General features: G+C 36.6%; 19 protein-coding genes, 1 other RNA gene, 1 pseudogene and 1 other annotated feature. Of the genes and pseudogenes, 20 read left to right on the forward strand and 1 reads right to left on the reverse strand.

What is annotated here, in order from left to right:
• Nucleotides 1–11 precede the first annotated feature (11 nt).
• The 19 genes and pseudogenes from rnpB to BHF70_RS00525 all read left to right on the forward strand — a co-directional run bounded on the left by rnpB (nucleotide 12) and on the right by BHF70_RS00525 (nucleotide 17,663).
• Nucleotides 12–359: RNase P RNA component class A (gene rnpB / locus BHF70_RS00435), an RNA gene on the forward strand.
• Nucleotides 360–684: 325 nt separating this feature from the next.
• A complete protein-coding gene (locus tag BHF70_RS00440; RefSeq protein WP_075758414.1) occupies nucleotides 685–1,368 on the forward strand; it encodes an N-acetylmannosamine-6-phosphate 2-epimerase in 684 nt (227 codons plus the stop codon).
• A 19-nt stretch (nucleotides 1,369–1,387) separates the two neighbouring features.
• A complete protein-coding gene (locus tag BHF70_RS00445; protein ID WP_075758415.1) occupies nucleotides 1,388–2,218 on the forward strand; it encodes a MurR/RpiR family transcriptional regulator in 831 nt (276 codons plus the stop codon).
• Complete coding sequence (gene nagB / locus BHF70_RS00450; RefSeq protein WP_075758416.1) at nucleotides 2,205–2,936, forward strand: glucosamine-6-phosphate deaminase; 732 nt, start codon at nucleotides 2,205–2,207, stop codon at nucleotides 2,934–2,936. Before BHF70_RS00445 ends, nagB begins: the two co-directional genes overlap by 14 nt.
• A gap of 66 nt (nucleotides 2,937–3,002) precedes the next feature.
• Nucleotides 3,003–4,172 carry an N-acetylglucosamine-6-phosphate deacetylase gene (nagA, locus tag BHF70_RS00455; RefSeq protein WP_075758417.1) on the forward strand — a complete coding sequence of 390 codons (1,170 nt, stop codon included), beginning with the start codon at nucleotides 3,003–3,005 and terminating at the stop codon, nucleotides 4,170–4,172.
• A 60-nt stretch (nucleotides 4,173–4,232) separates the two neighbouring features.
• Nucleotides 4,233–4,871, forward strand: a complete 639-nt coding sequence (locus BHF70_RS00460; RefSeq protein ID WP_075758418.1) for a cell wall hydrolase — start codon at nucleotides 4,233–4,235, stop codon at nucleotides 4,869–4,871.
• A gap of 58 nt (nucleotides 4,872–4,929) precedes the next feature.
• Nucleotides 4,930–5,169 (forward strand) — a binding site (T-box leader).
• Nucleotides 5,170–5,246: 77 nt separating this feature from the next.
• Complete coding sequence (locus BHF70_RS00465; protein WP_075758419.1) at nucleotides 5,247–6,266, forward strand: ABC transporter substrate-binding protein; 1,020 nt, start codon at nucleotides 5,247–5,249, stop codon at nucleotides 6,264–6,266.
• Between the two features lie 19 nt (nucleotides 6,267–6,285).
• The gene (locus BHF70_RS00470) at nucleotides 6,286–7,167 is read left to right on the forward strand and encodes an ABC transporter permease (RefSeq protein WP_075758420.1); all 882 of its coding nucleotides are present in this window, start codon (nucleotides 6,286–6,288) and stop codon (nucleotides 7,165–7,167) included.
• Nucleotides 7,164–7,937, forward strand: a complete 774-nt coding sequence (locus tag BHF70_RS00475) for an ABC transporter ATP-binding protein (RefSeq protein WP_075758421.1) — start codon at nucleotides 7,164–7,166, stop codon at nucleotides 7,935–7,937. The genes BHF70_RS00470 and BHF70_RS00475 overlap by 4 nt, the downstream gene beginning before the upstream one ends.
• Before the next feature lie 270 nt (nucleotides 7,938–8,207).
• Nucleotides 8,208–8,417, forward strand: a pseudogene (locus BHF70_RS00480) (pyridoxamine 5'-phosphate oxidase family protein); the annotation flags it as partial.
• 84 nt (nucleotides 8,418–8,501) lie between these two features.
• On the forward strand, nucleotides 8,502–9,437 hold the full coding sequence (locus tag BHF70_RS00485) for a Sir2 silent information regulator family NAD-dependent deacetylase (protein WP_075758422.1): 936 nt from the start codon (nucleotides 8,502–8,504) through the stop codon (nucleotides 9,435–9,437).
• A gap of 198 nt (nucleotides 9,438–9,635) precedes the next feature.
• On the forward strand, nucleotides 9,636–10,691 hold the full coding sequence (gene rsmH / locus BHF70_RS00490; RefSeq protein WP_083638456.1) for a 16S rRNA (cytosine(1402)-N(4))-methyltransferase RsmH: 1,056 nt from the start codon (nucleotides 9,636–9,638) through the stop codon (nucleotides 10,689–10,691).
• Nucleotides 10,692–10,786: 95 nt separating this feature from the next.
• Nucleotides 10,787–11,476 (forward strand): cytochrome c biogenesis CcdA family protein, encoded by a 690-nt coding sequence (locus BHF70_RS00495; RefSeq protein WP_083638196.1) that lies wholly within the window; start codon nucleotides 10,787–10,789, stop codon nucleotides 11,474–11,476.
• Nucleotides 11,477–11,685: 209 nt separating this feature from the next.
• Nucleotides 11,686–13,638 carry a PTS fructose transporter subunit IIABC gene (locus tag BHF70_RS00500; protein WP_075758425.1) on the forward strand — a complete coding sequence of 651 codons (1,953 nt, stop codon included), beginning with the start codon at nucleotides 11,686–11,688 and terminating at the stop codon, nucleotides 13,636–13,638.
• Nucleotides 13,639–13,930: 292 nt separating this feature from the next.
• Complete coding sequence (gene queD, locus BHF70_RS00505; RefSeq protein ID WP_075758426.1) at nucleotides 13,931–14,353, forward strand: 6-carboxytetrahydropterin synthase QueD; 423 nt, start codon at nucleotides 13,931–13,933, stop codon at nucleotides 14,351–14,353.
• Nucleotides 14,353–15,021: a putative 7-carboxy-7-deazaguanine synthase QueE gene (gene queE, locus BHF70_RS00510; RefSeq protein WP_075758427.1), complete on the forward strand. Its 669-nt coding sequence runs from the start codon at nucleotides 14,353–14,355 to the stop codon at nucleotides 15,019–15,021. Before queD ends, queE begins: the two co-directional genes overlap by 1 nt.
• A gap of 9 nt (nucleotides 15,022–15,030) precedes the next feature.
• Nucleotides 15,031–15,618 carry a GTP cyclohydrolase I FolE gene (gene folE, locus BHF70_RS00515; RefSeq protein WP_075758428.1) on the forward strand — a complete coding sequence of 196 codons (588 nt, stop codon included), beginning with the start codon at nucleotides 15,031–15,033 and terminating at the stop codon, nucleotides 15,616–15,618.
• A gap of 78 nt (nucleotides 15,619–15,696) precedes the next feature.
• Nucleotides 15,697–16,365: a 7-cyano-7-deazaguanine synthase QueC gene (gene queC, locus BHF70_RS00520; protein WP_075758429.1), complete on the forward strand. Its 669-nt coding sequence runs from the start codon at nucleotides 15,697–15,699 to the stop codon at nucleotides 16,363–16,365.
• Nucleotides 16,366–16,487: 122 nt separating this feature from the next.
• Nucleotides 16,488–17,663, forward strand: a complete 1,176-nt coding sequence (locus tag BHF70_RS00525; RefSeq protein WP_075758430.1) for an iron-containing alcohol dehydrogenase — start codon at nucleotides 16,488–16,490, stop codon at nucleotides 17,661–17,663.
• A 311-nt stretch (nucleotides 17,664–17,974) separates the two neighbouring features.
• On the opposite strand, the gene BHF70_RS00530 is transcribed toward BHF70_RS00525, so the two are convergent.
• On the reverse strand, nucleotides 17,975–19,342 hold the full coding sequence (locus tag BHF70_RS00530) for an MATE family efflux transporter (protein ID WP_075758431.1): 1,368 nt from the start codon (nucleotides 19,340–19,342) through the stop codon (nucleotides 17,975–17,977).
• Between the two features lie 278 nt (nucleotides 19,343–19,620).
• On the opposite strand from BHF70_RS00530, the gene gltB reads away from it, so the two are divergent.
• Nucleotides 19,621–24,159, forward strand: a complete 4,539-nt coding sequence (gene gltB / locus BHF70_RS00535; protein WP_143249393.1) for a glutamate synthase large subunit — start codon at nucleotides 19,621–19,623, stop codon at nucleotides 24,157–24,159.
• The last annotated feature ends 4 nt before the right edge of the window (nucleotides 24,160–24,163 follow it).

Below are 24,163 nucleotides of genomic sequence, written 5' to 3' on the forward strand. Positions count from 1 at the left end.
GACGTTTGTGTTTAGTCAGACAAATGGTCGCGCCATTTCAGACGAAAGGGAAATGGTGAGGAAAGTCCGGGCTTCACAGGGCAGGATGCCGGATAACGTCCGGTAGGGGTGACCCTCAAGCTAGTGCAACAGAAATAAACCGCCATTTTTATGGTAAGGGTGGAAAGGCAAGGTAAGAGCTTACCGCCTGTCTGGTAACAGACAGGGCACATGTAAACCTCATCCGAAGCAAGACCGAAATGAAAACTATAAATTGGCCCGATTTGTTTTCAGGTGGGTCGCTGGAGCTTGCTGGTAACAGTAAGTCGAGATAGATGACCATTCAACGACAGAACCCGGCTTATCGGCTGGCTAAACATATGAAGAAAGGACATCTGCTGAAATAATGGCAGATGTCTTTTTTATTTCTTTATTATATTGGTAAGGTATCAGATAAAAATATTGATAAATTATGCAAATATGCAAGAAACATCTTAGGTAATGGTATTACTTAAGAGGTTTTTTACAAATCGTAGTTTTATCGAAAGAAATTGCAGAAACCGAGAGAATGTTTTATAAAATTCAGCAAAAAATCAGGAGTAAAGTTTATAAAATTTAAAAAAAAGAAAGTACTTTCAGAATTGGCATAAACTATTGAAAATAAAATCAAATATAAATATAATGCAGATAAAGGAGGTAAGAGAGATGAATGATAAAGTAGAACGATTAAAAGGCAAGTTAATCGTTTCCTGCCAGGCTTTGCCGGAAGAACCGTTACATTCTTCTTTTATAATGGGAAGAATGGCATTAGCTGCAAAAGAAGGCGGTGCCGTTGGGATTCGTGCAAACACCAGGGAAGACATCAAAGAGATTCAATCTCAGGTAGATTTACCAGTGATAGGAATTGTAAAGCGAAATTACGAAGACTGTAAAGTGTATATTACACCAACTATGAAAGAAGTCGACGAATTAATGGAAGTGAAACCTGAAATTATTGCATTGGATGCAACTGGCTCAGTCAGACCGGATGGACAAACTATAGATGAGTTTTTTCATCAGATAAAAGAAAAATATCCGGATCAGCTTTTAATGGCAGATTGTTCTACGGTGGAAGAAGCAATCCATGCAGATGAGCTAGGTTTTGATTTTATTGGGACAACTTTAGTCGGATATACAGAACAAAGTAAACATCTGAAGATAGACGAAAATGATTTTGAAGTTTTAAGAAAGATTCTTGAAAATGTAAAACATCGTGTGATTGCCGAGGGGAATATCAATACTCCGCAAAAAGCAAAAAGGGTCATAGATCTCGGTGCCTTCAGTGTAGTGGTAGGTTCTATTATAACCAGACCACAGTTGATTACAAAATCCTTCGTAGAAGCTTTGTAATTTAAACAGGAGAGATGATATGGAATATTATGTGAAATCAGTTGTACCGGTTATTGAATCTAATTATGAAAATTTTACACCAATGGAAAAGGTGATTGCAGATTTTTTTATGAAAAATCAGGAACAAGTTGATTTCTCAGCCAGATCCATTTCGGAGAGGCTATTTGTGTCAGAAGCATCACTTTCCAGATTTTCACAAAAATGCGGATACCGGGGATATCGGGAATTTATTTACCAATATGAACAGACTTTTGTTGAAAAAAATGAGTCCATTGCAAATCATACCAGAATGGTATTAAATGCGTATCAGGAATTACTAAATAAAACATACAGCCTGATGGATGAAGAGCAGATTGTAAGAATTTGTGATAGCCTGAATAAGGCCAAAAGAGTTTTTGTATGTGGTAAAGGAAGTTCTGGAATTGCGGCCAAAGAAATGGAATTAAGATTCATGAGAATAGGAGTGGACATTAATTCCATACAGGATACAGATTTAATGAAAATGCAGGCAGTATTTCAAAAAGAAAGCAATCTTGTCATTGGCATCAGCATTAGCGGTGATACAGTAGGCGTATTGAATATGTTGCAGGAATCGCGCAGGCGAAAAGCAAAGACTATTTTGATTACTGGAAAAAATAAGGAAGACTATAGTGAATTTTGTGATGAAATGGTATTGATTCCGTCATTAAAATATTTAAATTATGGAAATATTATTTCACCGCAGTTTCCAATTTTAATTATGCTGGATTTGATTTATTCTTATTATGTAAAACAAGATAAAATAAAAAAAGCAGCATTACATGATAACACAGTAAAAGCATTAAAAGGAGAAAAAGATGAGAATTATTAAAGCAAAAGATTACAAGGAAATGAGCAGACAGGGAGCAAATATTATTTCTGCACAGGTTATCATGAAACCAGACTGTGTTTTAGGACTGGCAACAGGTTCCTCACCAGAAGGAATTTATGCTCAGCTGGTAGAATGGTATAACAAAGGGGATATAGACTTTTCAGAAGTAACTACAGTAAACCTGGATGAATACAAAGGTCTGAATAAAGAAAATGATCAGAGCTACTACTATTTCATGCATAAACATTTATTTGATAAAGTAAATATTAATTCGGATAACACATATCTTCCAAATGGTATTGCTGAAGATCCAGATGCAGAATGTGTTCGATATGAAAAGCTTATTCGATCTTTTGGCGGAGCAGACCTTCAGTTATTAGGTATTGGACGTAACGGTCATATTGGATTTAATGAGCCATCTGATTCATTTGATAAAGCAGTTCATTGTGTAGATTTATTGGAAAGCACTATTGATGCAAATAAGAGATTCTTTGCTTCTGCAGATGACGTTCCAAAACAGGCTTATTCTATGGGAATCGGAACAATTTTAAGTGCGAAGAAAATTCTGCTGGTAGCAAGTGGTGAAGAAAAAGCAGAAGCAGTGAGAGCATCTGTTTGCGGACCAATTACTCCAGAAGTACCAGGTTCTATTCTTCAGCTTCATCCAGATGTAACATTGGTTGCAGACGAAGCAGCGTTATCTAAAATGCCAAAATAAATGAAAGAACGCCTTTGGCGTTTTTTCTGCTATATGGAATAAAAAATGACTGTGGGGATAGTGAAAATGATTATAAAAAATATAAAAGTATATACAGAAAAAAATAAATTTGAAGACGGAATCATAATCACAAAATCTGATAGAATTGAACAGGTAATGCAGGGGGTTGAACCTCAATGCATAAATAATGAAAATGAAGAAATTATTGATGGACAAGGATGTTATTGTATTCCTGGAATGATCGATCTGCATTTTCACGGATGTAAAGGCTATGATTTTTGCGATGGAACCCTGGAAGCAATAGACCAGATTGCCAGATATGAGGCTTCTATCGGCGTTACCTCCATTGCTCCGGCTACAATGACATTGCCGGTAGCAGAACTGGAACAGATTCTAAAGACAGGGGCAGATTACAGAAAGAAACAGCTGGAAGAGAATATGATTTCCAGAGCAGATCTGGTAGGAATCAATATGGAAGGTCCTTTTATAAGCAAAATCAAAAAGGGAGCTCAGGATGAAAGAAACATTGTTCCCTGTGATATAGATGTATACCGAAGATTTCAAAAAGCTGCAGATGGACTGGTAAAATTCATTGGAATTGCACCAGAAGAAAGTGATACAGATGAGTTTATCAAGACTGTAAAAGGAGAAGTATCAGTTTCTCTTGCTCATACCAATGCAGACTATGATAAGGCAAAAAAAGCATTTGACGCAGGGGCAAATCATGCAGTTCATCTGTATAATGCAATGCCTCCATTTACTCATCGGGAACCGGGTGTTGTTGGTGCAGTAGCTGACAGTAAACATGTAATGGCAGAAATTATCTGTGATGGTATTCATATTCATCCAGCAACTGTAAGAGCAACTTTTGAAATGCTAGGTAAAGAACGAATGGTCTTAATAAGTGATAGTATGAGAGCAGCAGGTATGCCGGACGGACAGTATACTTTAGGTGGGCTGGATGTAAAAGTAAAGGGAAAGCATGCAACTTTAGTATCAGATGGAGCGTTGGCAGGTTCAGTGACTACACTGCCTGATTGTGTCAGAACAGTTGTCAGGGAAATGCAGATTCCGCTGGAAACAGCAATAGCATGTGCAACTATTAATCCTGCCAAGAGTCTTGGAATTGATAAACTGTATGGTTCGATTCAACAAGGCAAAAAAGCAAATCTTGTTTTATGGGATAAAGAGTTGAATTTGAAAGCTGTAATAAAAGATGGAAAATTGTTAGAATAATTTATTTTTCTGTAAGAATATTTTTTTCAAAGATGCATACACTATATTAAAGGAGCGTATGTGATATTGAAGAAAAAAATAGAAATTGCAGCCATTGTATGTTCTATTGGGCTATGCAGTTTTGGACAGAATGTCTGTGCCAGTGAGTTTATGCGGCTGCCTAAGGAAAGTAATGAAAAAATGGAACATCTGGTACAGACGAGACTTTTAAAAGAACAGAGAGATTATTTGCTACATGCACAGCTGATAACAAAAATTAATCTGGAAAAGAAAATTTTGGAAAAACCTGTTTTTATTCCAGGTACCAGTCATCAGATAACTACCAGAGAACGAGCTGTTTTGGAACGAATTGTGGAAGCAGAAGCTACGGACAAAGATATAAAAAGTAAGATTTTAGTTGCTAATGTTATATTAAACAGAGTTCGTTCCAAGGAATTTCCTGATTCTATTGAAAAAGTTGTGTTTCAGAGAGAAAATGGAAAAGTTCAGTTTTCACCTACAGCAGATGGAAGATATGATGCTGTTCATGTAACAAAGAGTTCCAGAGAAAGTGTAAAACGAGCATTAGAAGGAGAAGATTACTCAGAAGGGGCATTATATTTTGTAGAAAAAACAATGGCAAATCCACGAAATGTATCTTGGTTTGAAAACAATCTGACCATGCTGTTTACTTATGAGGGACATTCTTTTTATAAATAATGTAAAAAATTTTCTTGACATCATTCTCCAAAAGTATTATGATTTTAAACAAATAGAAAAAAAACCGTTGAGAAAGAGTAGTAAGCAGGATTTGAAGGAATCTCAGAGAGCTGCAGGTGGTGGGATTGCAGCATGACTTCCCTGATGAATGGACTTTCGAGGGTGATTCTGAAGTAGCAGTAGGAGTCGCCGGGCACCCGACCCGTTATCACAGTGGGCATATATGATAGTATATGATGAGAGTGGACATGTTTTATGATGTCAATTTGAGTGGTACCGCGGATATTTCGCCTCAAGCAGATGATGCTTGGGGCTTTTTATTTTTCTATTTTTCAATTTGATTTAGTAAACTGGAATAAAAAGGAGAACAGAACAATGAGAAATATGAAAAAAATTTTAGCAGCAGGACTTGCAACCGTTATGGCAATGACAATGATGACAGGATGTGGAAGTAAAAAAGAGGAAAGTAAAGATAAGAATTATAAAATCGGAATTCTTCAGTTTGCAGAACATGGATCTCTGGATAACTGTAGAAAAGGATTTGTACAAGGATTAGAAAATGAGGGAATTAAGGAAGGTGAGAATTTAACCATAACCTATAAAAATTCTCAGGCAGATACAGCAACAGATAATCAGATTGCATCCAGCTTTGCATCAAAGGAACTGGATATGATTTGTGCCATTGCAACACCAAGTGCGCAAAGTGCATATAATGCAGTAAAAGATGGAGATACACCGGTTGTTTATACAGCGATTACTTCTCCAGAGGCAGCAGGATTTGTAGACAAAGATGGAAACAACGTTGGAAATATTACAGGAACATCTGACATGGTTCTGGCAGATAAACAGCTGAAATTAATTCGCCAGATGATGCCAAAAGCAAAGAATGTTGGAATTTTATATAGTACAAATGAGGCAAATTCTAAAGCGGGTATTGAAGCTTATGAAAAAGTAGCAGACAAATATGGATTCAAGATCATCACACAGGGAATTTCAGCATCTGCTGATATGCCAATGGCAGCAGACAGCCTGATCAAAAAGGTAGATTGTATAACAAACCTGACAGACAATCTTGTTGTCAGCAATATGCAGACATATCTGGAAAAAGCAAACAAAGCAAAGATTCCAGTATTTGGTTCTGAAGTAGAACAGGTAAAACTAGGATGTGTAGCTTGTGTCGGAATTGACTTCATTAAATTAGGGGAACAGACAGGAGAAATGGCTGCAAAAATCTTAAAAGGTGAAAAAGAAGCAAAAGAAATGAAGTATGAATCTTTTAAAGATGGAGATGTTATTATTAATACAGCGGCAGCTAAAAAAATCGGCATGACCATTGGAAAAGACGTACAGAAACAGGCAAAGCAGACTTTTAATAAAATTGAAGCTGCAAAATAATTAGGAGATGTTGAGCACTATGGAACAATTAATTATCGGCGTATTTGAGCAGGGATTTATCTATGCGATTATGGCGCTGGGAGTATATATTACATATAAAATACTGGATTTTCCTGATCTATCTGTCGACAGCACCTTCCCATTGGGAGCTGCGATTACGACAGTCATGGTATCATCTGGAAAAAGCCCATTTCTGGCATTGCTGGCTGCAACTGCAGCTGGTGCATTAGCTGGAATCGTTACAGGACTGATTCATGTAAAATGCAAGGTACGAGATCTTTTATCAGGTATTATTGTCATGACAGCACTTTATACACTAAACTTAAGGATTGTTGGCGGAAGTGCCAATGTGCCTCTATTTAATTACCAGTCCATTTTTGATAATGATGTTGTAAATGGATTATTTCCTGAAGTATTGATGCCTTATAAGACTGTGATTATTATTTTTATTGTAATGGTAATTGCGAAAGTGCTTTTAGATCTTTATTTAAAAACAAAATCAGGATATTTACTTCGGGCAGTAGGTGACAATCCGACAATTGTAACATCTTTAGCAAAAGATAGCGGATTTGTAAAAATTGTAGGTTTGGCAATTTCCAACGGACTTGTGTCTCTGGCAGGTAGTGTTATGTGTCAGCAGCAGAGGTTTTTTGAAATTTCCATGGGAACTGGAACCATCGTTATTGGCCTGGCTAGTGTTATTATTGGAACCAATGTATTTAAAGGAAATTTATTGAAAGCTACCACTGCGGTTGTGATTGGTTCTGTAATTTATAAAGCCTGTGTAGCAATTGCAATTGAAGTTGGTCTTCCGGCTTCAGATCTGAAAATGATTACAGCGGCATTGTTCCTGATTATTCTGGTTATCAGCATGGACCGCAAGAAGAAGGTGAAAGCATGATTGAATTACAGCATATTGATAAATATTATAATATTGGAACAGTAAATGAGGTTTGTCTATTTAAGGATTTTAATTTAACCATTCAGGATGGAGATTTTATTTCTGTTATTGGAAGTAATGGTTCTGGAAAAACTTCTATGCTGAATTTAATTTGTGGAAGTCTTGAGGCAGAGGCTGGAAACATTATGTTAAATGGAGAAGATATTACTCATCAGAAAGAATTTGTCCGTCAGCGGAAAATAGGGCGCGTATACCAGAATCCTGCTATGGGAACCTGTCCATCGATGACAATTCTTGAAAATATGTCTTTAGCAGATAATAAAGGAAAACCTTTCGGCCTTGGTTTTGGAACAAATAAAAAGCGTATCGATTATTATCGTGAGTTGTTGAGTCAGTTAGGTCTTGGTCTGGAAGATATGATGGGAAGCAAAGTTGGTGCATTATCCGGAGGACAAAGACAGGCGATGGCACTGCTTATGACAACTATGACACCTATCGAATTTCTGATTTTAGATGAACATACCGCTGCGCTGGACCCCAAAACGGCAGAGCTGATTATGGAACTTACTGGAAAGGTTGTAAAAGAAAAGGGATTAACAACCATTATGGTAACTCACAATCTTCGTTATGCAATAGAATACGGAAACCGTTTGATCATGATGCATCAAGGTCAGGCGATTCTTGACAAAGCAGGGAAAGATAAAGATAATCTGAATGTGGATGATCTTTTGGATCAGTTTAATCAGATTAGTATTGAAACAGGAAATTAAAGGAAAGATTTTCATATATGTAAGGAAAAGGCGACAAAGAATAACTCTTGTCGCCTTTTTAAGTGGTTTTTCATTTCATTAGAAAAGACCGTGTTATGCTAAATCATTTCCTGCTGTTTCTTTTTCATATCATCAATGATTGATTGTATTGTAACAGATTTCATACTGTTCTCCATTTCCTGCTGAATAAGTGCAAGGCGGTCATCCAATACAGCATGAATGATATGTCCGACTTTACATTCTGGATTAGGGTTTTCATGGAAATGGAAGAGTGTTTCTTCACCAGAGTATCAGTGGATACACCTTAGCGGGAAGGCAGAATTTGTAGATGATAAAGCAATCAAGGAAGCAGAACTTGAGAACCCGATCGTAAAGAGCAATTATCAGACTGCAGATAATCCGGCATTTGAAGTATTCTATCTTGAGGATGCTCATGGTGTAATTGCAGACTTCTCAGGCAATCCACCTTATGAATTCTAGTCATAGAAGCAGGAAAAATTGATTCATATAGATGCAGGTGAAAGCATGGCATTTGGGTAAATCAGATTTGAGAGGAGCAGGTATATGACATTTCAGGAGTTTTTATGTGGAGTACCCGCAGGAGATTATATTTTTCAGAAAACAGAATATGATGAACAGATTGCACAGGCTGCAAAAGTCATTGAAGAAGCAGACTATATCCTGATCGGTGCAGGGGCAGGTCTTTCTGCGGCAGCAGGTCTTACTTATAGTGGAAAAAGATTTACGGATAATTTTGCTGAGTTTATTGAAAAGTATGGAATGACAGATATGTACAGCGCGGGATTTTATCCATTTCAAAGTGAAGAGGCAAGATGGGGGTACTGGTCTAAGCATGTGTATGTAAATAGGATAGAGCCGCAGGCTTTGGAACTTTATCAGATTTTATATAAACTTGTAAAGGATAAGCCATATTTTGCACTTACCACCAATGCAGATCACCAGTTTTATAAAGCTGGTTTTGGAAAAGACCATATTTTTGCTGTTCAAGGCGATTACGGTTATATTCAGTGTCTTAAAGGATGTCATAAGAAAATCTATGATGATGAAAAGATGATGATCCAGATGCATCAGGCTAGAAAAAACTGCCTGGTACCTTCATACATGGTACCTAAATGTCCTGTGTGCGGGGGACCAATGACTATGAATTTAAGATGTGATCAGTATTTTGTTGAGGATGATACATGGCATCAGGCAGAGGAAAACTTTGAAAAATTCTTAGAGAAATGTGAAAATAAGAAAACCGTGCTGTTTGAACTTGGAATCGGTTTCAATACACCTGCAATTATAAGATTTCCATTTGAGTATCTTGCATCTAGAAAAGAAAATAAGATTCTGATCCGATTGAACAGAGATGAGGCAGTCGTGCCGGAAAGTCTTGGAAAACAGGCAATTGGAATTAATAAGGATATGCAGAATAGTGTGAAAGATATTGCGATTAAAGTCGGAATGAAAAATAAAATTGACAAAAGAGTAAGATAAAACTCTAGCATATTTCAAACAGAAATCCATCGGACATATGATAAGTCTGATGGATTTTTGATTTTCTATAGAATACTTTTATGATAGTTATGTTAAAATATATTGACAGTAGAGGGAAATATATTACATATTATCTATATGACCAAAAAAGACAGTAAATGCAGAAAAATATTAAAAAAATATAGAAAAGAGGATATTATGGAAAATCAGGAAAAGAAGCATAAACGTCGTGTTCGTTATAAAGGGACACATCCACGAAAGTTTGAAGAAAAATATAAAGAATTAAATCCTGAAAAATATCAGGATACAGTTGAGAAGGTGATTCGAAAAGGCGGTACACCGGCAGGAATGCATATTTCCATTTGTGTGAAAGAAATACTGGAGTTTTTTGATATTCATCCAGGACAGGTAGGTTTAGATGCTACTTTAGGATATGGAGGGCATACAAGAAAGATGCTGGAATGCTTAAAAGGAAAAGGACATATTTATGCATTGGATGTTGATCCTATCGAATCGGTAAAAACTGAAAAACGATTAAAAGATGCAGGATTTGGGGAAGATATTTTAACTATTCGACGAACCAATTTTGCTAATATCGATCAGGTTGCCGAAGATGTTGGCCCATTTGATTTTATTTTGGCGGATCTAGGTGTTTCGTCCATGCAAATTGATAATCCGGAGAGAGGATTTTCCTATAAATATGAAGGACCATTGGATTTGAGGTTAAATCCCGAAAAAGGAATATCAGCGGCAGAACGTCTGGAAGATATTACAAAAGACGAATTAGAAGGAATGCTAATAGAAAATGCAGATGAACCATATGCAAAACAAATTGCAAAAAAAGTGGTTCAGGAGATCAGAAAAGGAAAGAAAATCAAAACAACAACACAGCTGCATGATGTTATTTGGCAGGCACTTTCCTTCATTCCTGAAAATGAGCGAAAACAGGCTGTTAGAAAATCCTGCCAGAGGACATTCCAGGCATTGCGAATAGATGTAAATAGTGAATTTGAAGTATTGGAAGAATTTTTGGAAAAACTTCCAGGTGCGTTAAAGCCAGGTGGACGTGTTGCAGTTTTAACATTTCACTCTGGTGAGGACCGTTTGGTCAAATACGCATTTAAAGAAGGGAAAAAAGCGGGAATATATCAGGAAATTGCAAAGGATGTAATCCGTCCGTCGAAAGAAGAATGTATAAAAAACGGAAGAGCTCGTTCTACAAAAATGAGATGGGCTATCAGAAATTATGATTAGTAAATGGAGATATATGAAGTTTTTGTTGCATATTTTTTTGAAAATGAGTAAAATAATCTACTGGAACCTAAAATTTGTAAAAGGTGGATTTGATTATGTTAGAAACATTTGTGAAAAATATTATTGATATGATACAGGGGAATTTATGGATTGGACCTCTTTTTGCATTAATTGCAGGAATCTTTACATCGTTGACTCCTTGTGCAATGTCTAATATTCCGTTGGTAACCGGTTATGTGACGGCTGATGGAGATGAGATTAAAGATACCAAAAGAGCACTATTACTGTCATTGACTTTTGCTGCAGGCTCAGCATTCACTTTTATTTGCCTTGGATTTATTGCATCTATTGTAGGGCATGTGGTAGGTCATTCTGAAATTCTTCATATTCTGCTGGGAGTATTAATGATTTTGATGGCACTGCAGATGTGGGATGTGATTCATTTGATTCCTCATGTTCATGGACTTGCGGGAAATGGAAAACAAGGCTTGGTTGGAGCGTTCTTTATTGGAATGATTGGAGGAATTTTTTCTTCCCATTGCGCAGCACCGGTCATTCTTATGCTTTTGACAATTGCGACACAAAGTGGAAATTATTTTCTTGGTGCAGTTTTGCTGTTCTGTTATTCTGTAGGACATGGAATGATTATTATTGCAGCAGGAACTTCTGTAGGTTTTGCCAATCGATTGGAAGATGGAAGTACAGATATTGCTTCAAAACTTTTCAAATTTGTTCTTGGATTGTTTATGCTTGCAATCGGAATATATATGCTGCTGGGAGATTAAGTTAAAAAGTAATTTTTTAATGACAAAAAATGAAAATAGAATTAAAAAAAATCATCTTTTTTTTCAAAATGTTAAATTTGTTTAGAAATGAATGAAATGATTGACTTTGACTGAAATCATGTTATAATCAATTAAAACAGTAAAATTCACTCATAAATTTGAACAGTAAATGACTGATTTTGATTGTAATTTGAAAAAGGAGGATTTTTATGAGAATTACTGAGTTACTGCAGGATGCAACTATTGACTTAGGTGTAAAAGTTAATAGTAAAGAAGAAGCTATTGATCACTTAGTTGATCTGATGATGAAAGGCGGGAATATTTCTGACAGAGAAGAATACAAAAAGGGAATTCTTGCCAGAGAAGCAGGTGGAACTACAGGTATCGGAGGAGGAATTGCAATTCCTCATGCCAAAAATGCAGCAGTTAAAACAGCAGGACTTGCTTCTATGACTGTTCCGGAAGGTGTTGATTATGAAGCAATGGATGGAGAACCATCTGATGTGTTTTTTATGATTGCAGCACCGGCAGAAGGAAGTGATGTTCATTTAGAGGCATTGTCAAGATTATCAACAATGCTGATGGATCCGTCTTTTAAAGATAGTTTGTTAAAGGCTTCATCAAAAGAAGAGTATTTGAAGTTAATTGATGAAAAGGAAAGCGAAAGATTTCCTGAAGAAGAGAAAGAAGAAGTAAAAGAAGAAAAAAAGGAAGATAAAAAAGAGGGATATCAGGTACTGGCTGTAACTGCATGTCCAACAGGAATTGCTCATACATTTATGGCAGCAGAATCACTGGAAAATAAAGCAAAAGAAATGGGAATTGCGCTGAAGGCTGAAACTAATGGTTCAGGAGGAGCAAAAAATATTCTTACAAAAGAAGAAATCGCAAATTGTGATGGAATTATTGTTGCAGCAGATAAAAATGTTGAAATGGCTCGTTTTGATGGAAAACAGGTACTTCAGACAAAAGTTGCAGACGGAATCAATAAGCCTGAAGAGCTGATTCAGACAATCTTAGATAAAAAAGCTCCTACATATCATCACGCAGGTGGGGCACAGGAAGAAGAAAATACAGAAGGTGAAAGTGTCGGACGTCAGATTTACAAACATTTGATGAACGGTGTATCACATATGCTCCCATTTGTTATCGGTGGTGGTATTCTGATTGCCCTTGCATTTTTATTTGATAATCAGGAAATCAACCCTGCAAACTTTGGAAAGAATACTCCGCTTGCGGCAACATTAAAGACCATTGGTGAACAGGCTTTTGGATTTATGCTTCCAATTCTTGCTGGTTTTATTTCAATGAGTATTGCAGATCGTCCGGGACTTGCCGTTGGATTTGTCGGTGGAGCTCTTGCTAATGGCGGATATACATTTGCTAATATTATGTCTTATGATTCTGCTACAGCAGTTTCATCTGGTTTTGTCGGTGCGCTGCTTGCAGGTTTCCTTGGTGGATATATTATGGTTGCATTAAGAAAAATCTTTGATAAGCTTCCAAGTGCATTAGAGGGATTAAAACCAATTTTATTGTATCCGGTTTGCGGTATTTTGATTATGGGCGTTGTTATGATTGCAATCAATCCTGTGATGGGTGCAATTAATACAGGACTTAATAATTTCCTGTCTTCCATGAGTGGAACAAGTTCTATTTTATTAGGTGCTGTCCTTGGTGGAATGATGTCTGTTGACATGGGCGGACCTTTCAATAAAGCTGCTTATGTTTTTGGTACAGCACAGTTAACAGTAGCAGATGCAGGACCAGAACAATACGCAATTATGGCAGCAGTAATGGCCGGTGGTATGGTTCCACCACTTGCAATTGCACTTTGTACAACTTTCTTTAAAAATCGCTTTACAGAAAGTGAAAGAAAATCAGGTGTTGTAAATTATGTTATGGGATTATCTTTTATTACAGAAGGAGCAATTCCGTTTGCAGCAGGAGATCCTATCCATATTCTTCCTCCATGTATTATTGGTTCAGCAATAGCAGGAGCATTATCTATGGCATTTGGATGCGGACTTCCAGCTCCTCATGGTGGAATCTTTGTAATTGGAGTTATCACAAATCCATTAATGTATATGGTAGCTGTTCTTGTAGGAGCAGTGGTTGGAATGCTGATTATGTCAGTGACTAAAAAACCGTTAAATAAATAAAAATTAAGTAGAGATTGCGATGAAAATCGCAATCTCTGTTTGCTATTTTGCTAAAAGGATGCTATACTTAGTAGGATTAGGTGAATAAGACAGTTCATTCGTACCATCCTGTCTATAAATAAAACTAGGACTTGAAAGAATTTGATTTTTCAGGATACAGGTGCGTTTATCTGTATCTTTTTTATTTTATTAGGAAAGACCTTGCTACACCAAAGTGTAAAAGTCTTTCCTAACGAAACAAAAACGCTCCGCGCGAATATACATTAGAAAAATAAAACAGAAAGGGAATTATATGTACCGATTAACAACACATGCGTCTTTTGACTCGGCTCATTTTCTCGCTGGTTATGACGGAAAATGCAGTAATCTCCATGGGCATCGATGGAAACTGGAAGTGACGGTGGAAAGTGAAAAGCTTGAGGAGAATGGGCAGATTCGAGGGATGATTGTAGATTTTGGCAAGTTAAAACAAGATGTAAAAATGCTGGCAGATGAGTTTGATCACTGTCTGATCGTTGAGAAAAATACATTAAAATCAAAAACCATGGAAGCTTTGCTGGAAGAGAAATTTAAAATTATCACGGTAGAGTTTCGTCCTACGGCTGAAAATTTTGCTAAATATTTCTTTGACAGGATGAAGGCACAAGGATATCAGGTATCATTTGTTAATGTATATGAAACACCAAATAATATGGCGGGATATGGAGAAGGGTAATGGAAGAATATCAGGTAGTAGAAACCTTTATAAGTATTAATGGAGAAGGGAAAAAAGCCGGTCGACTTGCCATGTTCATACGATTGAAAGGATGTAATCTTGATTGCTCCTATTGTGATACAAAGTGGGCTAATGAAAGAAAAGCACCTTTTGAATGGATGACGTCAAAGCAGATTACAGATAGAATTGTAGAATCGGGTGTTCAACTGGTAACTTTGACTGGTGGAGAACCTTTGATGAATGACAATATTGGAGAATTGATCGGAAGTATATTAATGATTCCCCAGGTGGAACTGGAAATTGAAACCAATGGAAGCATGCCTATTCGTTTTTATAAAGAAAGGGATGCCCGACTTTCCATGACTATGGATTATAAACTTCCATCCAGTTTTATGGAAGAGTCTATGTGTCTGGAAAATATGGAATATTTAAAGCCATGGGATGTGGTGAAATTTGTAATAGGAAGCAGAGAAGATCTGGAGCGGGCAAAGGAGATAATTGAACGATTTTCTCTTTGTGAAAAAGCAATTGTCTATTTTAGCCCGGTATTTGGGCAAATAGAACCAGTGGAAATAGTAGAATTTATGAAAGAAGAGCACTTAAATAAAGTTAGATTTCAAATCCAGATACATAAAGTAGTCTGGGATCCGGAAAAAACCGGAGTGTAGGAGGATGTTATGGCAATTGACAGAGAAGCAATCAAAGAGCATATCAAAGGAATTTTAATTGCTTTGGGAGATGATCCAGAGAGAGAAGGACTTGTGGAAACACCAGAACGTGTGGCAAAAATGTATGAAGAAGTGTTTGAAGGTATGAATTATTCTAATCATCAAGTGGCACAGATGTTTTCAAAAACCTTTGAAGATGATCTGACAGTAAAAGATTATCGTGATATGGTCATTGTAAAGGATATAGATATTTTCAGCTACTGTGAGCATCATATGGCATTGATGTATGATATGAAAGTGGCAGTGGCATATTTACCTAATCAAAAAGTTTTAGGATTAAGTAAAATTGCCAGAATTTGTGACATGGTTGGAAAGCGCCTGCAGCTTCAGGAAAGAATTGGAAGTGATATCGCTGAAATTATTATGGAAGTGGCAGAATGTGAAGATGTGGCAGTTTATATTGAAGGATGTCATAGCTGTATGAGTGCAAGAGGAATCAAAAAGAACAATGCGAAAACTGTTACGACTACGTTAAGAGGGGCATTTGAAAAAGATGATACATTGAAATGGCATTTTATGATGCAGGCAGGGAAATAGAATAGCTATAGGGAAGGTGGCAGTTTTATCTTCCTGATTGAGTTTTTTCAAAATTTTTGAGACTGGAGGAAAAGAATCATGAGTAAACCAACGAAAGCAGTGGTAGTCTTTAGCGGAGGACAAGACAGTACGACCTGTTTATTCTGGGCAAAAAAGAAATATGATGAAGTAATCGCTTTGTCATTTGATTATGGACAGAGACATTCTCTGGAGCTTGAATGTGCAAAAGATATATGTAATAAGTATGAAATTGAACATCATATTCTTAATATGGAACTATTAAATCAGCTGGCTCCAAATTCTTTGACAAGAATGGATATGGAGGTGGATCACGATGCACCGGAAAAAGGTACTCCAAATACATTTGTAGATGGAAGAAATATGCTATTTTTAACTTTTGCTGCAGTATTCGCAAAACAAAGAGATATTCACGTTCTGGTGACAGGGGTTTCACAAAGTGATTTCAGTGGATATCCAGATTGTCGTCATGTGTTTATTTCTTCTTTGGAGACGACTCTTACTCTGGCTATGGATTATGAGTTTGAGATTATAACTCCGATGATGTGGATCGATAAAAAGGAAACCTGGGAAATGGCTGATAAGCTTGGGGTTTTTGATATTATCAGAAATGAAACGCTTACCTGTTATAATGGTGTTATGGGAGATGGATGCGGTGAATGTCCATCCTGTAAACTGAGAAAAAAAGGTTTAGATGAATATTTAAAAATCAGAACAAAAAATGATTAGAAAAATATAAAATTTTTGTAAAAAATCACGAAGAATATTGATAATATTTTAACATAAATATATAATGAACCTGTAGCAATAAGAAGGATGAGTTATTATCCAATAAAAAAGGAGATGTTGTTATGGGAAGATTTACATTACCAAGAGATTTGTATTTTGGTGAAGGTTCACTGGAGACACTGAAAACATTAAAAGGGAAAAAGGCAGTTCTCTGTCTGGGCGGTGGATCCATGAAACGTTTTGGATTTGTTGATCAGGTTATTGATTATTTAAAAGAAGCTGGAATTGAAACACAGCTTATTGAAGGCATAGAACCGGATCCGTCTGTGGAAACCGTAATGAAAGGTGCCGAAGTCATGAAAGAATTTGAGCCTGATCTGATTATTGCAATGGGTGGAGGTTCTCCAATTGATGCAGCAAAAGCAATGTGGGTATTTTATGAACATCCGGAAACAACCTTTGATGATATTAAGGATCCATTTACTATACCAGAATTAAGAAATAAGGCAAAATTTATTGCAATTCCATCAACATCAGGTACCGCAACTGAAGTTACAGCATTTTCTGTTATTACAGATTATAGTACAGGAATCAAATATCCATTAGCTGATTTTGAAATTACACCGGATATTGCAATTGTAGATCCGGCATTAGCTGAAACAATGCCACAGACATTGACAGCTCATACAGGAATGGATGCATTGACACATGCAATCGAAGCCTATGTGGCAGGATTACATTCTCCATTTTCAGATCCTCTGGCTATTCAGGCTATAGAAATGATTTTTGATAATCTGAAAGCTTCTTATGAGGGAGATATGGAAGCAAGAGGAAACATGCATATTGCACAGTGTCTTGCAGGTATGGCATTCTCCAATGCTCTGCTGGGAATCGTACATTCTCTTGCACATAAAACAGGAGCTGTGTTTGATACAGGACATATTCCTCATGGATGTGCAAATGCCATTTATCTTCCATATGTTATCCAGTATAATGCAAAAGTGTGTTCAGACCGTTTTGCGATGATTGCAAAAAAATTAGGACTGCCGGGAATGACAGATAAAGCACTTACATTATCACTGATCAAGGCAGTGAAAGAATTAAGAGCAGATTTGAATATTGTTTCCAATCTGAAAGATTTTGGAGTTAAGGAAGATGAATTCCTTGAGAAGAAGCATATGATTGCGGAAAGAGCTGTGGGCGATGCATGTACAGGTTCAAACCCAAGAGAAACTTCTGTAGAAGATATGGAAAAGATCCTGGAATGTATTTACTATGGAAAAGATGTAACGTTTTAATAAAAAGCGGATAGATATATTTTAATTTAAAATTCGCTCATGAGTCTTGGTGCGGAATTTATTTCACATCTGATATAAATTCTCTTTAAGTAGATAAGGTATATAACCGAAATTACTTAAGGAGGATTTATTTTTTATTACATAGGAAATTACTTTGAATTTCCTATGTAACAAAAAACGCTCCGCGCGGATGTGCACGATGTACAAAGGAAAGCAGTTAAAACTGCTGCACATATCGGCACGCAAAGAGGAGCAAGTCCCTCATGATTGAGGGATACAGGGAGTTGATAGCGGACTTGTCCGCTTTCTTCTTACATATAAATGGGATAGCTTCTAAGTTCACGTAAGGCAAATGTGATTGCAAAGACTGCAGCAATGGCATCTGCAATCGGTGCAGAGAACATAATGCCGTCAATTCCCAAGAAAATCGGCAGAATAATTAAAAGTGGAAGAAGGAAGATTATCTGCCTGGTCAGAGAAATGAAAATACCTCGATTTGCTTTCCCGATTGCAGTGAAGAAATTGGAAGTAATCGGCTGAATTCCGTTAATGAAAGTACAAAACAGGAAAATACGGAAAAACTTTTCTGCAAATTGATAATAAGCTTCACTTTCTGAACCGAAAAACCCGATGATTTCTCTTGGAAACATCTGAAAACACAAAAAAGCGATTGTACTGATTGTTGTGGCGGAAACAATGGCTTTTAAATAAGCCTCTTTCACTCTATGATATTTCTTAGCACCATAGTTGAAGCTGATAATCGGCTGGAGTCCTTGGGAAATACCGATATTGACAGAAAAGAAGATCATATTCACTTTCATGATGATTCCGGCACATGCAAGAGGTATATCACTTCCATAAACAGAAGAAGCACCATATAAAATAAGAACATTGTTCATTACAATCTGGACGATCATCATTGCCAGCTGGTTAAAGCAGGGTGCCATTCCTAAAGTGATGATTTTTTTACAATTTTCAGGTTTTGGAATAAGGGTATCTTTTGTAAGGGAAACTGTATGAAACTGCCTTAGATAACCAAGAACCATAAGTCCTGAAATAACCTGTCCAATAACCGTTGCCCATGCGGCACCGGATATTCCCATATGAAAAACAAATATAAATAATGGATCTAAAACAGTATTAATAATAGCTCCTGTAATAGTGCAGATCATAGAAAATCTGGGACTGCCATCAGCTCTTACAAGATTTGTTCCACCTGTGGTCAATATTAAAAAAGGAAACCCAAAAGATGTAATACTGGTATATATTAAAGAATAATTTAAGACATCGGTTGTAGCGCCAAATAAAAGCATCATTGGTTTAAGAAATATTTTTGTGATTATGCATAAAAGAATGCCTAAAGTAAATAGCATAGTAATAGCATTTCCTGCGAATCCTGCAGCTTTATCTTTTTCTCCCCTTCCCATGGATAAATTAAAATTAGCCGCACCGCCAATTCCACACATCAAAGCAATAGCGGTACAGGTCATGACCAGAGGAAAAGCTACGTTTGTAGCAGCATTTCCAAGCATTCCTACGCTTCGTCCTATGAAGAACTGATCTACCATATTGTATAATGCACTGACCAGCATAGCGATAATACTAGGAATAGCAAATCTAAGCAATAAAGTACTGATTTTCTCAGTGCCCAAAGGATTGTTTTTCTTTTCTTGTAACATTTCAATTATATCCTCAACTTTCTATTAATAGGCTGTAAATAAGTATAATATAAAACAAGATTCGACACAACTAACAGAAAAAAATTTTGCAATAAAATGTCTTGTTCTTGAGAAAATAAGAGAAAATTCAAAACATTATCTGAAAACAATATTTATATAATTAAATAATCTAATAATCAGATAACTTAAGAAAATTTCCTCTTTACAAGAGAAGATTATTTATGTATTATAAAAAACAACATAAAGGAAAGAATTTGACGAAAGGATGAAGGAAGATGATGAATCAGGATAAACAGATGCCAGGATTATATGATCCAAGCTTCGAGCATGACAACTGTGGTATTGGTGCATGTGTAAACATCAAAGGTGTAAAAAATCATCAGACAGTTGATAATGCCCTGAAGATCGTTGAAACATTAGAACATAGAGCTGGTAAAGATGCAGCGGGAGAAACTGGAGATGGTGTAGGTATCATGCTTCAGATTTCACATAAATTTTTTACAAAAGCCTGTAAAGAAGCCCAGATTGACATTGGAGATGAGAGAGAATACGGAATTGGTATGTTCTTTTTTCCTAATGATGAATTAAGACTTCGTCAGGCTAAAAAGATGTTTGAAATCATAGTTGAGAAAGAAGGAATGACATTCCTGGGATGGAGAGAGGTTCCTACAGATCCAGGAGTTCTTGGTAAAAAGGCACTGGAATGTATGCCTAAGATTCTGCAGGGATTTGTAAAGAAACCTGCAGATGTGGAAAAAGGACTTGCTTTTGATCGTAAGTTATATATAGCACGAAAGGTATTTGAACAGAGTAATGAAGAATCATATGTTGTCTCTTTATCAAGCCGTACCATAGTATATAAAGGTATGTTTCTGGTTGGACAGCTTCGTACATTCTTTAAAGATTTACAGGATGTATCCTATGAATCTGCTATTGCACTTGTTCATTCCAGATTTAGTACAAATACAACACCAAGCTGGGAAAAAGCGCATCCATATCGTTTTATTGTTCATAATGGTGAAATTAATACCATCCGTGGAAATGCTGATAAGATGCTTGCCCGTGAAGAAAATATGGAATCTGAATATCTTAAAAATGAGATGCATAAACTGATTCCTGTAGTAAATCCAAACGGATCAGATTCAGCGAGACTGGACAATACATTGGAATTTCTGGTAATGAGTGGTATGGACCTTCCTCATGCAGTTATGATTACAATTCCAGAGCCATGGGAAAATAATAAAGTTATAACACAGGAAAAGAAAGACTTTTATCAGTATTATGCAACTATGATGGAACCGTGGGATGGACCTGCATCTATTTTGTTCACAGATGGGGATCAGGTTGGTGCCGTTCTGGATCGTAATGGATTACGTCCATCAAGATACTATATTACAGATGATGATCAGTTGATCCTTTCTTCTGAAATTGGTGTTTTAGATATTGATCCGACAAAAATTGTAGTAAAAGAAAGACTTCGTCCTGGAAAGATGCTTCTGGTAGATACTATCCAGGGAAAAGTAATTGCAGACGATGTAGTAAAAGAAAAATACGCAAAGAAAGAACCTTATGGTGAATGGCTGGACAGCAATCTGTTAGAATTAAAAGACTTAAAGATTCCAAATGAGCCAGTTCCTTCTTATGGAAAAGAAGAACGAGAAAAAATGATGAAAGCATTTGGATATACTTATGAAGAAATCAAAACAACTATTCAGCCAATGGCGTTAAATGGAACAGAAGCTATTGCTGCAATGGGTACAGATACACCATTGGCAGTATTATCTAAAAAACATCAGCCGTTGTTTAATTATTTTAAACAGTTGTTTGCACAGGTTACAAATCCGCCTATTGATGCAATTCGTGAGGAACTTGTAACATCCACCACGATTTATGTTGGTAAAGAAGGAAACATTCTTGATGAAAAACCGGAAAACTGTCGAGTATTAAAAGTTCATAATCCAATCCTTACAGATACAGATTTGTTAAAAATCAAGAACATGAAAAAAGAAGGATTTAAGGTTGTAGAACTTCCTATTATATATTATAAAAATACATCACTTGAAAAAGCACTGGATCGTCTTTTTGTAGAAGTGGACAGAGCTTATCGTGATGGTGCCAATATTATTATTTTATCTGACCGTGGTGTGGATGAAAACCATGTGGCAATTCCATCATTACTGGCTGTTTCAGCAATGCATCAGCATCTGATCAGAACGAAAAAACGTACTTCTGTTGCATTGATTCTGGAAAGTGGTGAACCAAGAGAAGTACATCATTTTGCTACACTTCTTGGATATGGTGCATGTGCCGTGAATCCATATCTTGCACTGCAGAGTATTCAGAAGCTGATTGATGATGAATTGCTTCACAAAGATTATTATGCAGCAGTAAATGATTATACAAATGCCATACTTCATGGAATTGTTAAGATTGCATCTAAGATGGGTATTTCAACAATTCAGTCTTATCAGGGATCTCAGATTTTTGAAGCTATTGGTATTAACTCTGATGTGGTAAATAAATATTTTACAAATACTGTCAGTCGTGTGGAAGGAATTTCATTAAAAGATCTTGAAGAAGATGTGGATGCACGACATGCATCGGCATTTGATCCTCTTGGACTGGAAAATGATATGACTCTTGAAAGTGCAGGAAGTCATAAATATAGAAGTGGAAAAGAACAGCATCTGTATAATCCAAGAACAATTCATACATTACAAACTGCAACAAGAACTGGAAATTATGAGTTGTTTAAAGAATATACACATATGATCGATCAGGAATTAGAACCTGGAAATTTAAGAGGATTAATGGAATTTAATTATCCTAAAAAAGGAATTCCGATTGAAAAAGTTGAAAGTGTTGATTCCATTGTAAAACGTTTTAAAACGGGAGCTATGTCTTATGGATCTATTTCCGGAGAAGCTCATGAAACCCTTGCCATTGCTATGAATAAACTGGGTGGTAAATCTAATAGTGGTGAAGGTGGAGAAAGACCGGAACGTTTAACAATTGGAAGAGATGGTTTGAATCGCTGTTCTGCAATCAAACAGATTGCATCTGGACGATTTGGTGTAACCAGTGAATATCTGGTAAGTGCAAAAGAAATTCAGATTAAAATGGCTCAGGGAGCTAAACCTGGAGAAGGTGGTCATCTTCCAGGAAAGAAAGTTTACCCTTGGATTGCAAAAACACGTCATTCAACAGCTGGTGTAGGATTGATTTCACCACCACCTCATCATGACATTTATTCAATCGAGGATTTGGCACAATTGATCTATGACTGTAAGAATGCAAATAAAGATGCAAGAATTTCTGTCAAACTGGTATCTGAAGCAGGAGTTGGTACTGTTGCTTCTGGTGTTGCAAAAGCAGGAGCACAGGTTATCCTGATTTCCGGATATGATGGTGGTACTGGAGCAGCACCTAGAAATTCTATCTATAATGCAGGGCTTCCTTGGGAACTTGGTTTGGCAGAGGCACATCAGAATCTTATGATGAATGATTTACGTAACAAAGTTATCGTAGAAACAGATGGAAAACTGATGAGCGGACGTGATGTTGCCATTGCAGCAATGCTTGGTGCAGAAGAATTTGGATTTGCAACAGCGCCACTTGTAACACTTGGTTGTGTTATGATGCGTGTTTGTAATCTGGATACATGTCCTGTTGGTGTTGCGACACAGAATCCGGAATTAAGAAAACGTTTTAAAGGTAAACCGGAATATGTAATGAATTTCATGAGATTTATTGCTCAGGAATTAAGAGAATATATGGCAAAATTAGGTGTTGCCACAGTGGATGAACTGGTAGGGCGTACAGATTTGTTAAGACCAAATCATGTAGCCGAGGAAAAACATGTGGATTTATCACGTATCTTAGATCCAACTTTTGTAAATGCAGAAAAGATGGATTACAATCATAAGAAAGTTTATGACTTTAAACTGGAACAGACAGCAGATGAAAAAGTTCTGATGAAACAGTTAAAGACTGCACTGGATAAAAAGCAGAAGAAGAGTATTGAAATTGATGTAACAAACATTGATCGTACATTTGGAACAATGTTTGGAGCTGAGATTACAAGAAAATGGGGAGAACAGACACTGGAAGACGATACATATACAGTAAAATGTAATGGTGCCGGCGGACAGAGTTTTGGAGCATTTATCCCGAAAGGACTGACTTTACAGCTGGTGGGAGACAGTAACGACTATTTTGGAAAAGGTTTATCCGGTGGTAAATTAGTGCTTTGTCCACCAAAAGGAGTGAAATTTAAAGCCGAAGAAAATATTATCGTAGGTAACGTTGCATTATATGGAGCAACAAGTGGTAAAGCATATATTAACGGTATTGCAGGTGAACGTTTCTGTGTACGTAACTCTGGAGCAACAGCTGTTGTAGAAGGTGTTGGTGATCATGGATGTGAATATATGACTGGAGGACGTGTGCTGGTTCTCGGACCAACCGGTAAAAACTTTGCTGCAGGTATGAGTGGTGGAGTTGCATATGTTCTGGATGAAGAAAGCAAGTTATATATGAATCTGAATAAAGAAATGGTTTCAATTGAACCGGTTACCTCTAAATATGATGTTATGGAAGTAAAAGAAATGCTGAAAGAACATGTAGCATATACAAATTCTGAAAAAGGTAAGGAAATTCTCAAGAATCTTGGAAAATATTTGCCAAAATTCAAAAAGATTATGCCAAATGATTACAAGAAGATGCAGAATCTGATCGTGCAGATGGAAGAACGTGGATTAAGTAGTGAACAGGCACAGATTGAAGCGTTTTACATGAATGCCAATGGACAGAATTAGGAGG

The sequence above is a fragment of the Anaerostipes sp. 494a genome, from assembly GCF_001940315.1.
GTDB classification, from domain to species: domain Bacteria; phylum Bacillota; class Clostridia; order Lachnospirales; family Lachnospiraceae; genus Anaerostipes; species Anaerostipes faecalis.

Coding starts and splice junctions, on each gene's coding strand:
- BHF70_RS00440 (WP_075758414.1), top strand. CDS start 685: ATGAATGATAAAGTAGAACGATTAAAAGGCAAGTTAATCGTTTCCTGC.
- BHF70_RS00445 (WP_075758415.1), top strand. CDS start 1,388: ATGGAATATTATGTGAAATCAGTTGTACCGGTTATTGAATCTAATTAT.
- nagB (WP_075758416.1), top strand. CDS start 2,205: ATGAGAATTATTAAAGCAAAAGATTACAAGGAAATGAGCAGACAGGGA.
- nagA (WP_075758417.1), top strand. CDS start 3,003: ATGATTATAAAAAATATAAAAGTATATACAGAAAAAAATAAATTTGAA.
- BHF70_RS00465 (WP_075758419.1), top strand. CDS start 5,247: ATGAGAAATATGAAAAAAATTTTAGCAGCAGGACTTGCAACCGTTATG.
- BHF70_RS00470 (WP_075758420.1), top strand. CDS start 6,286: ATGGAACAATTAATTATCGGCGTATTTGAGCAGGGATTTATCTATGCG.
- BHF70_RS00475 (WP_075758421.1), top strand. CDS start 7,164: ATGATTGAATTACAGCATATTGATAAATATTATAATATTGGAACAGTA.
- BHF70_RS00485 (WP_075758422.1), top strand. CDS start 8,502: ATGACATTTCAGGAGTTTTTATGTGGAGTACCCGCAGGAGATTATATT.
- rsmH (WP_083638456.1), top strand. CDS start 9,636: ATGGAAAATCAGGAAAAGAAGCATAAACGTCGTGTTCGTTATAAAGGG.
- BHF70_RS00495 (WP_083638196.1), top strand. CDS start 10,787: ATGTTAGAAACATTTGTGAAAAATATTATTGATATGATACAGGGGAAT.
- BHF70_RS00500 (WP_075758425.1), top strand. CDS start 11,686: ATGAGAATTACTGAGTTACTGCAGGATGCAACTATTGACTTAGGTGTA.
- queD (WP_075758426.1), top strand. CDS start 13,931: ATGTACCGATTAACAACACATGCGTCTTTTGACTCGGCTCATTTTCTC.
- queE (WP_075758427.1), top strand. CDS start 14,353: ATGGAAGAATATCAGGTAGTAGAAACCTTTATAAGTATTAATGGAGAA.
- folE (WP_075758428.1), top strand. CDS start 15,031: ATGGCAATTGACAGAGAAGCAATCAAAGAGCATATCAAAGGAATTTTA.
- queC (WP_075758429.1), top strand. CDS start 15,697: ATGAGTAAACCAACGAAAGCAGTGGTAGTCTTTAGCGGAGGACAAGAC.
- BHF70_RS00525 (WP_075758430.1), top strand. CDS start 16,488: ATGGGAAGATTTACATTACCAAGAGATTTGTATTTTGGTGAAGGTTCA.
- BHF70_RS00530 (WP_075758431.1), bottom strand. CDS start 19,342: ATGTTACAAGAAAAGAAAAACAATCCTTTGGGCACTGAGAAAATCAGT.
- gltB (WP_143249393.1), top strand. CDS start 19,621: ATGAATCAGGATAAACAGATGCCAGGATTATATGATCCAAGCTTCGAG.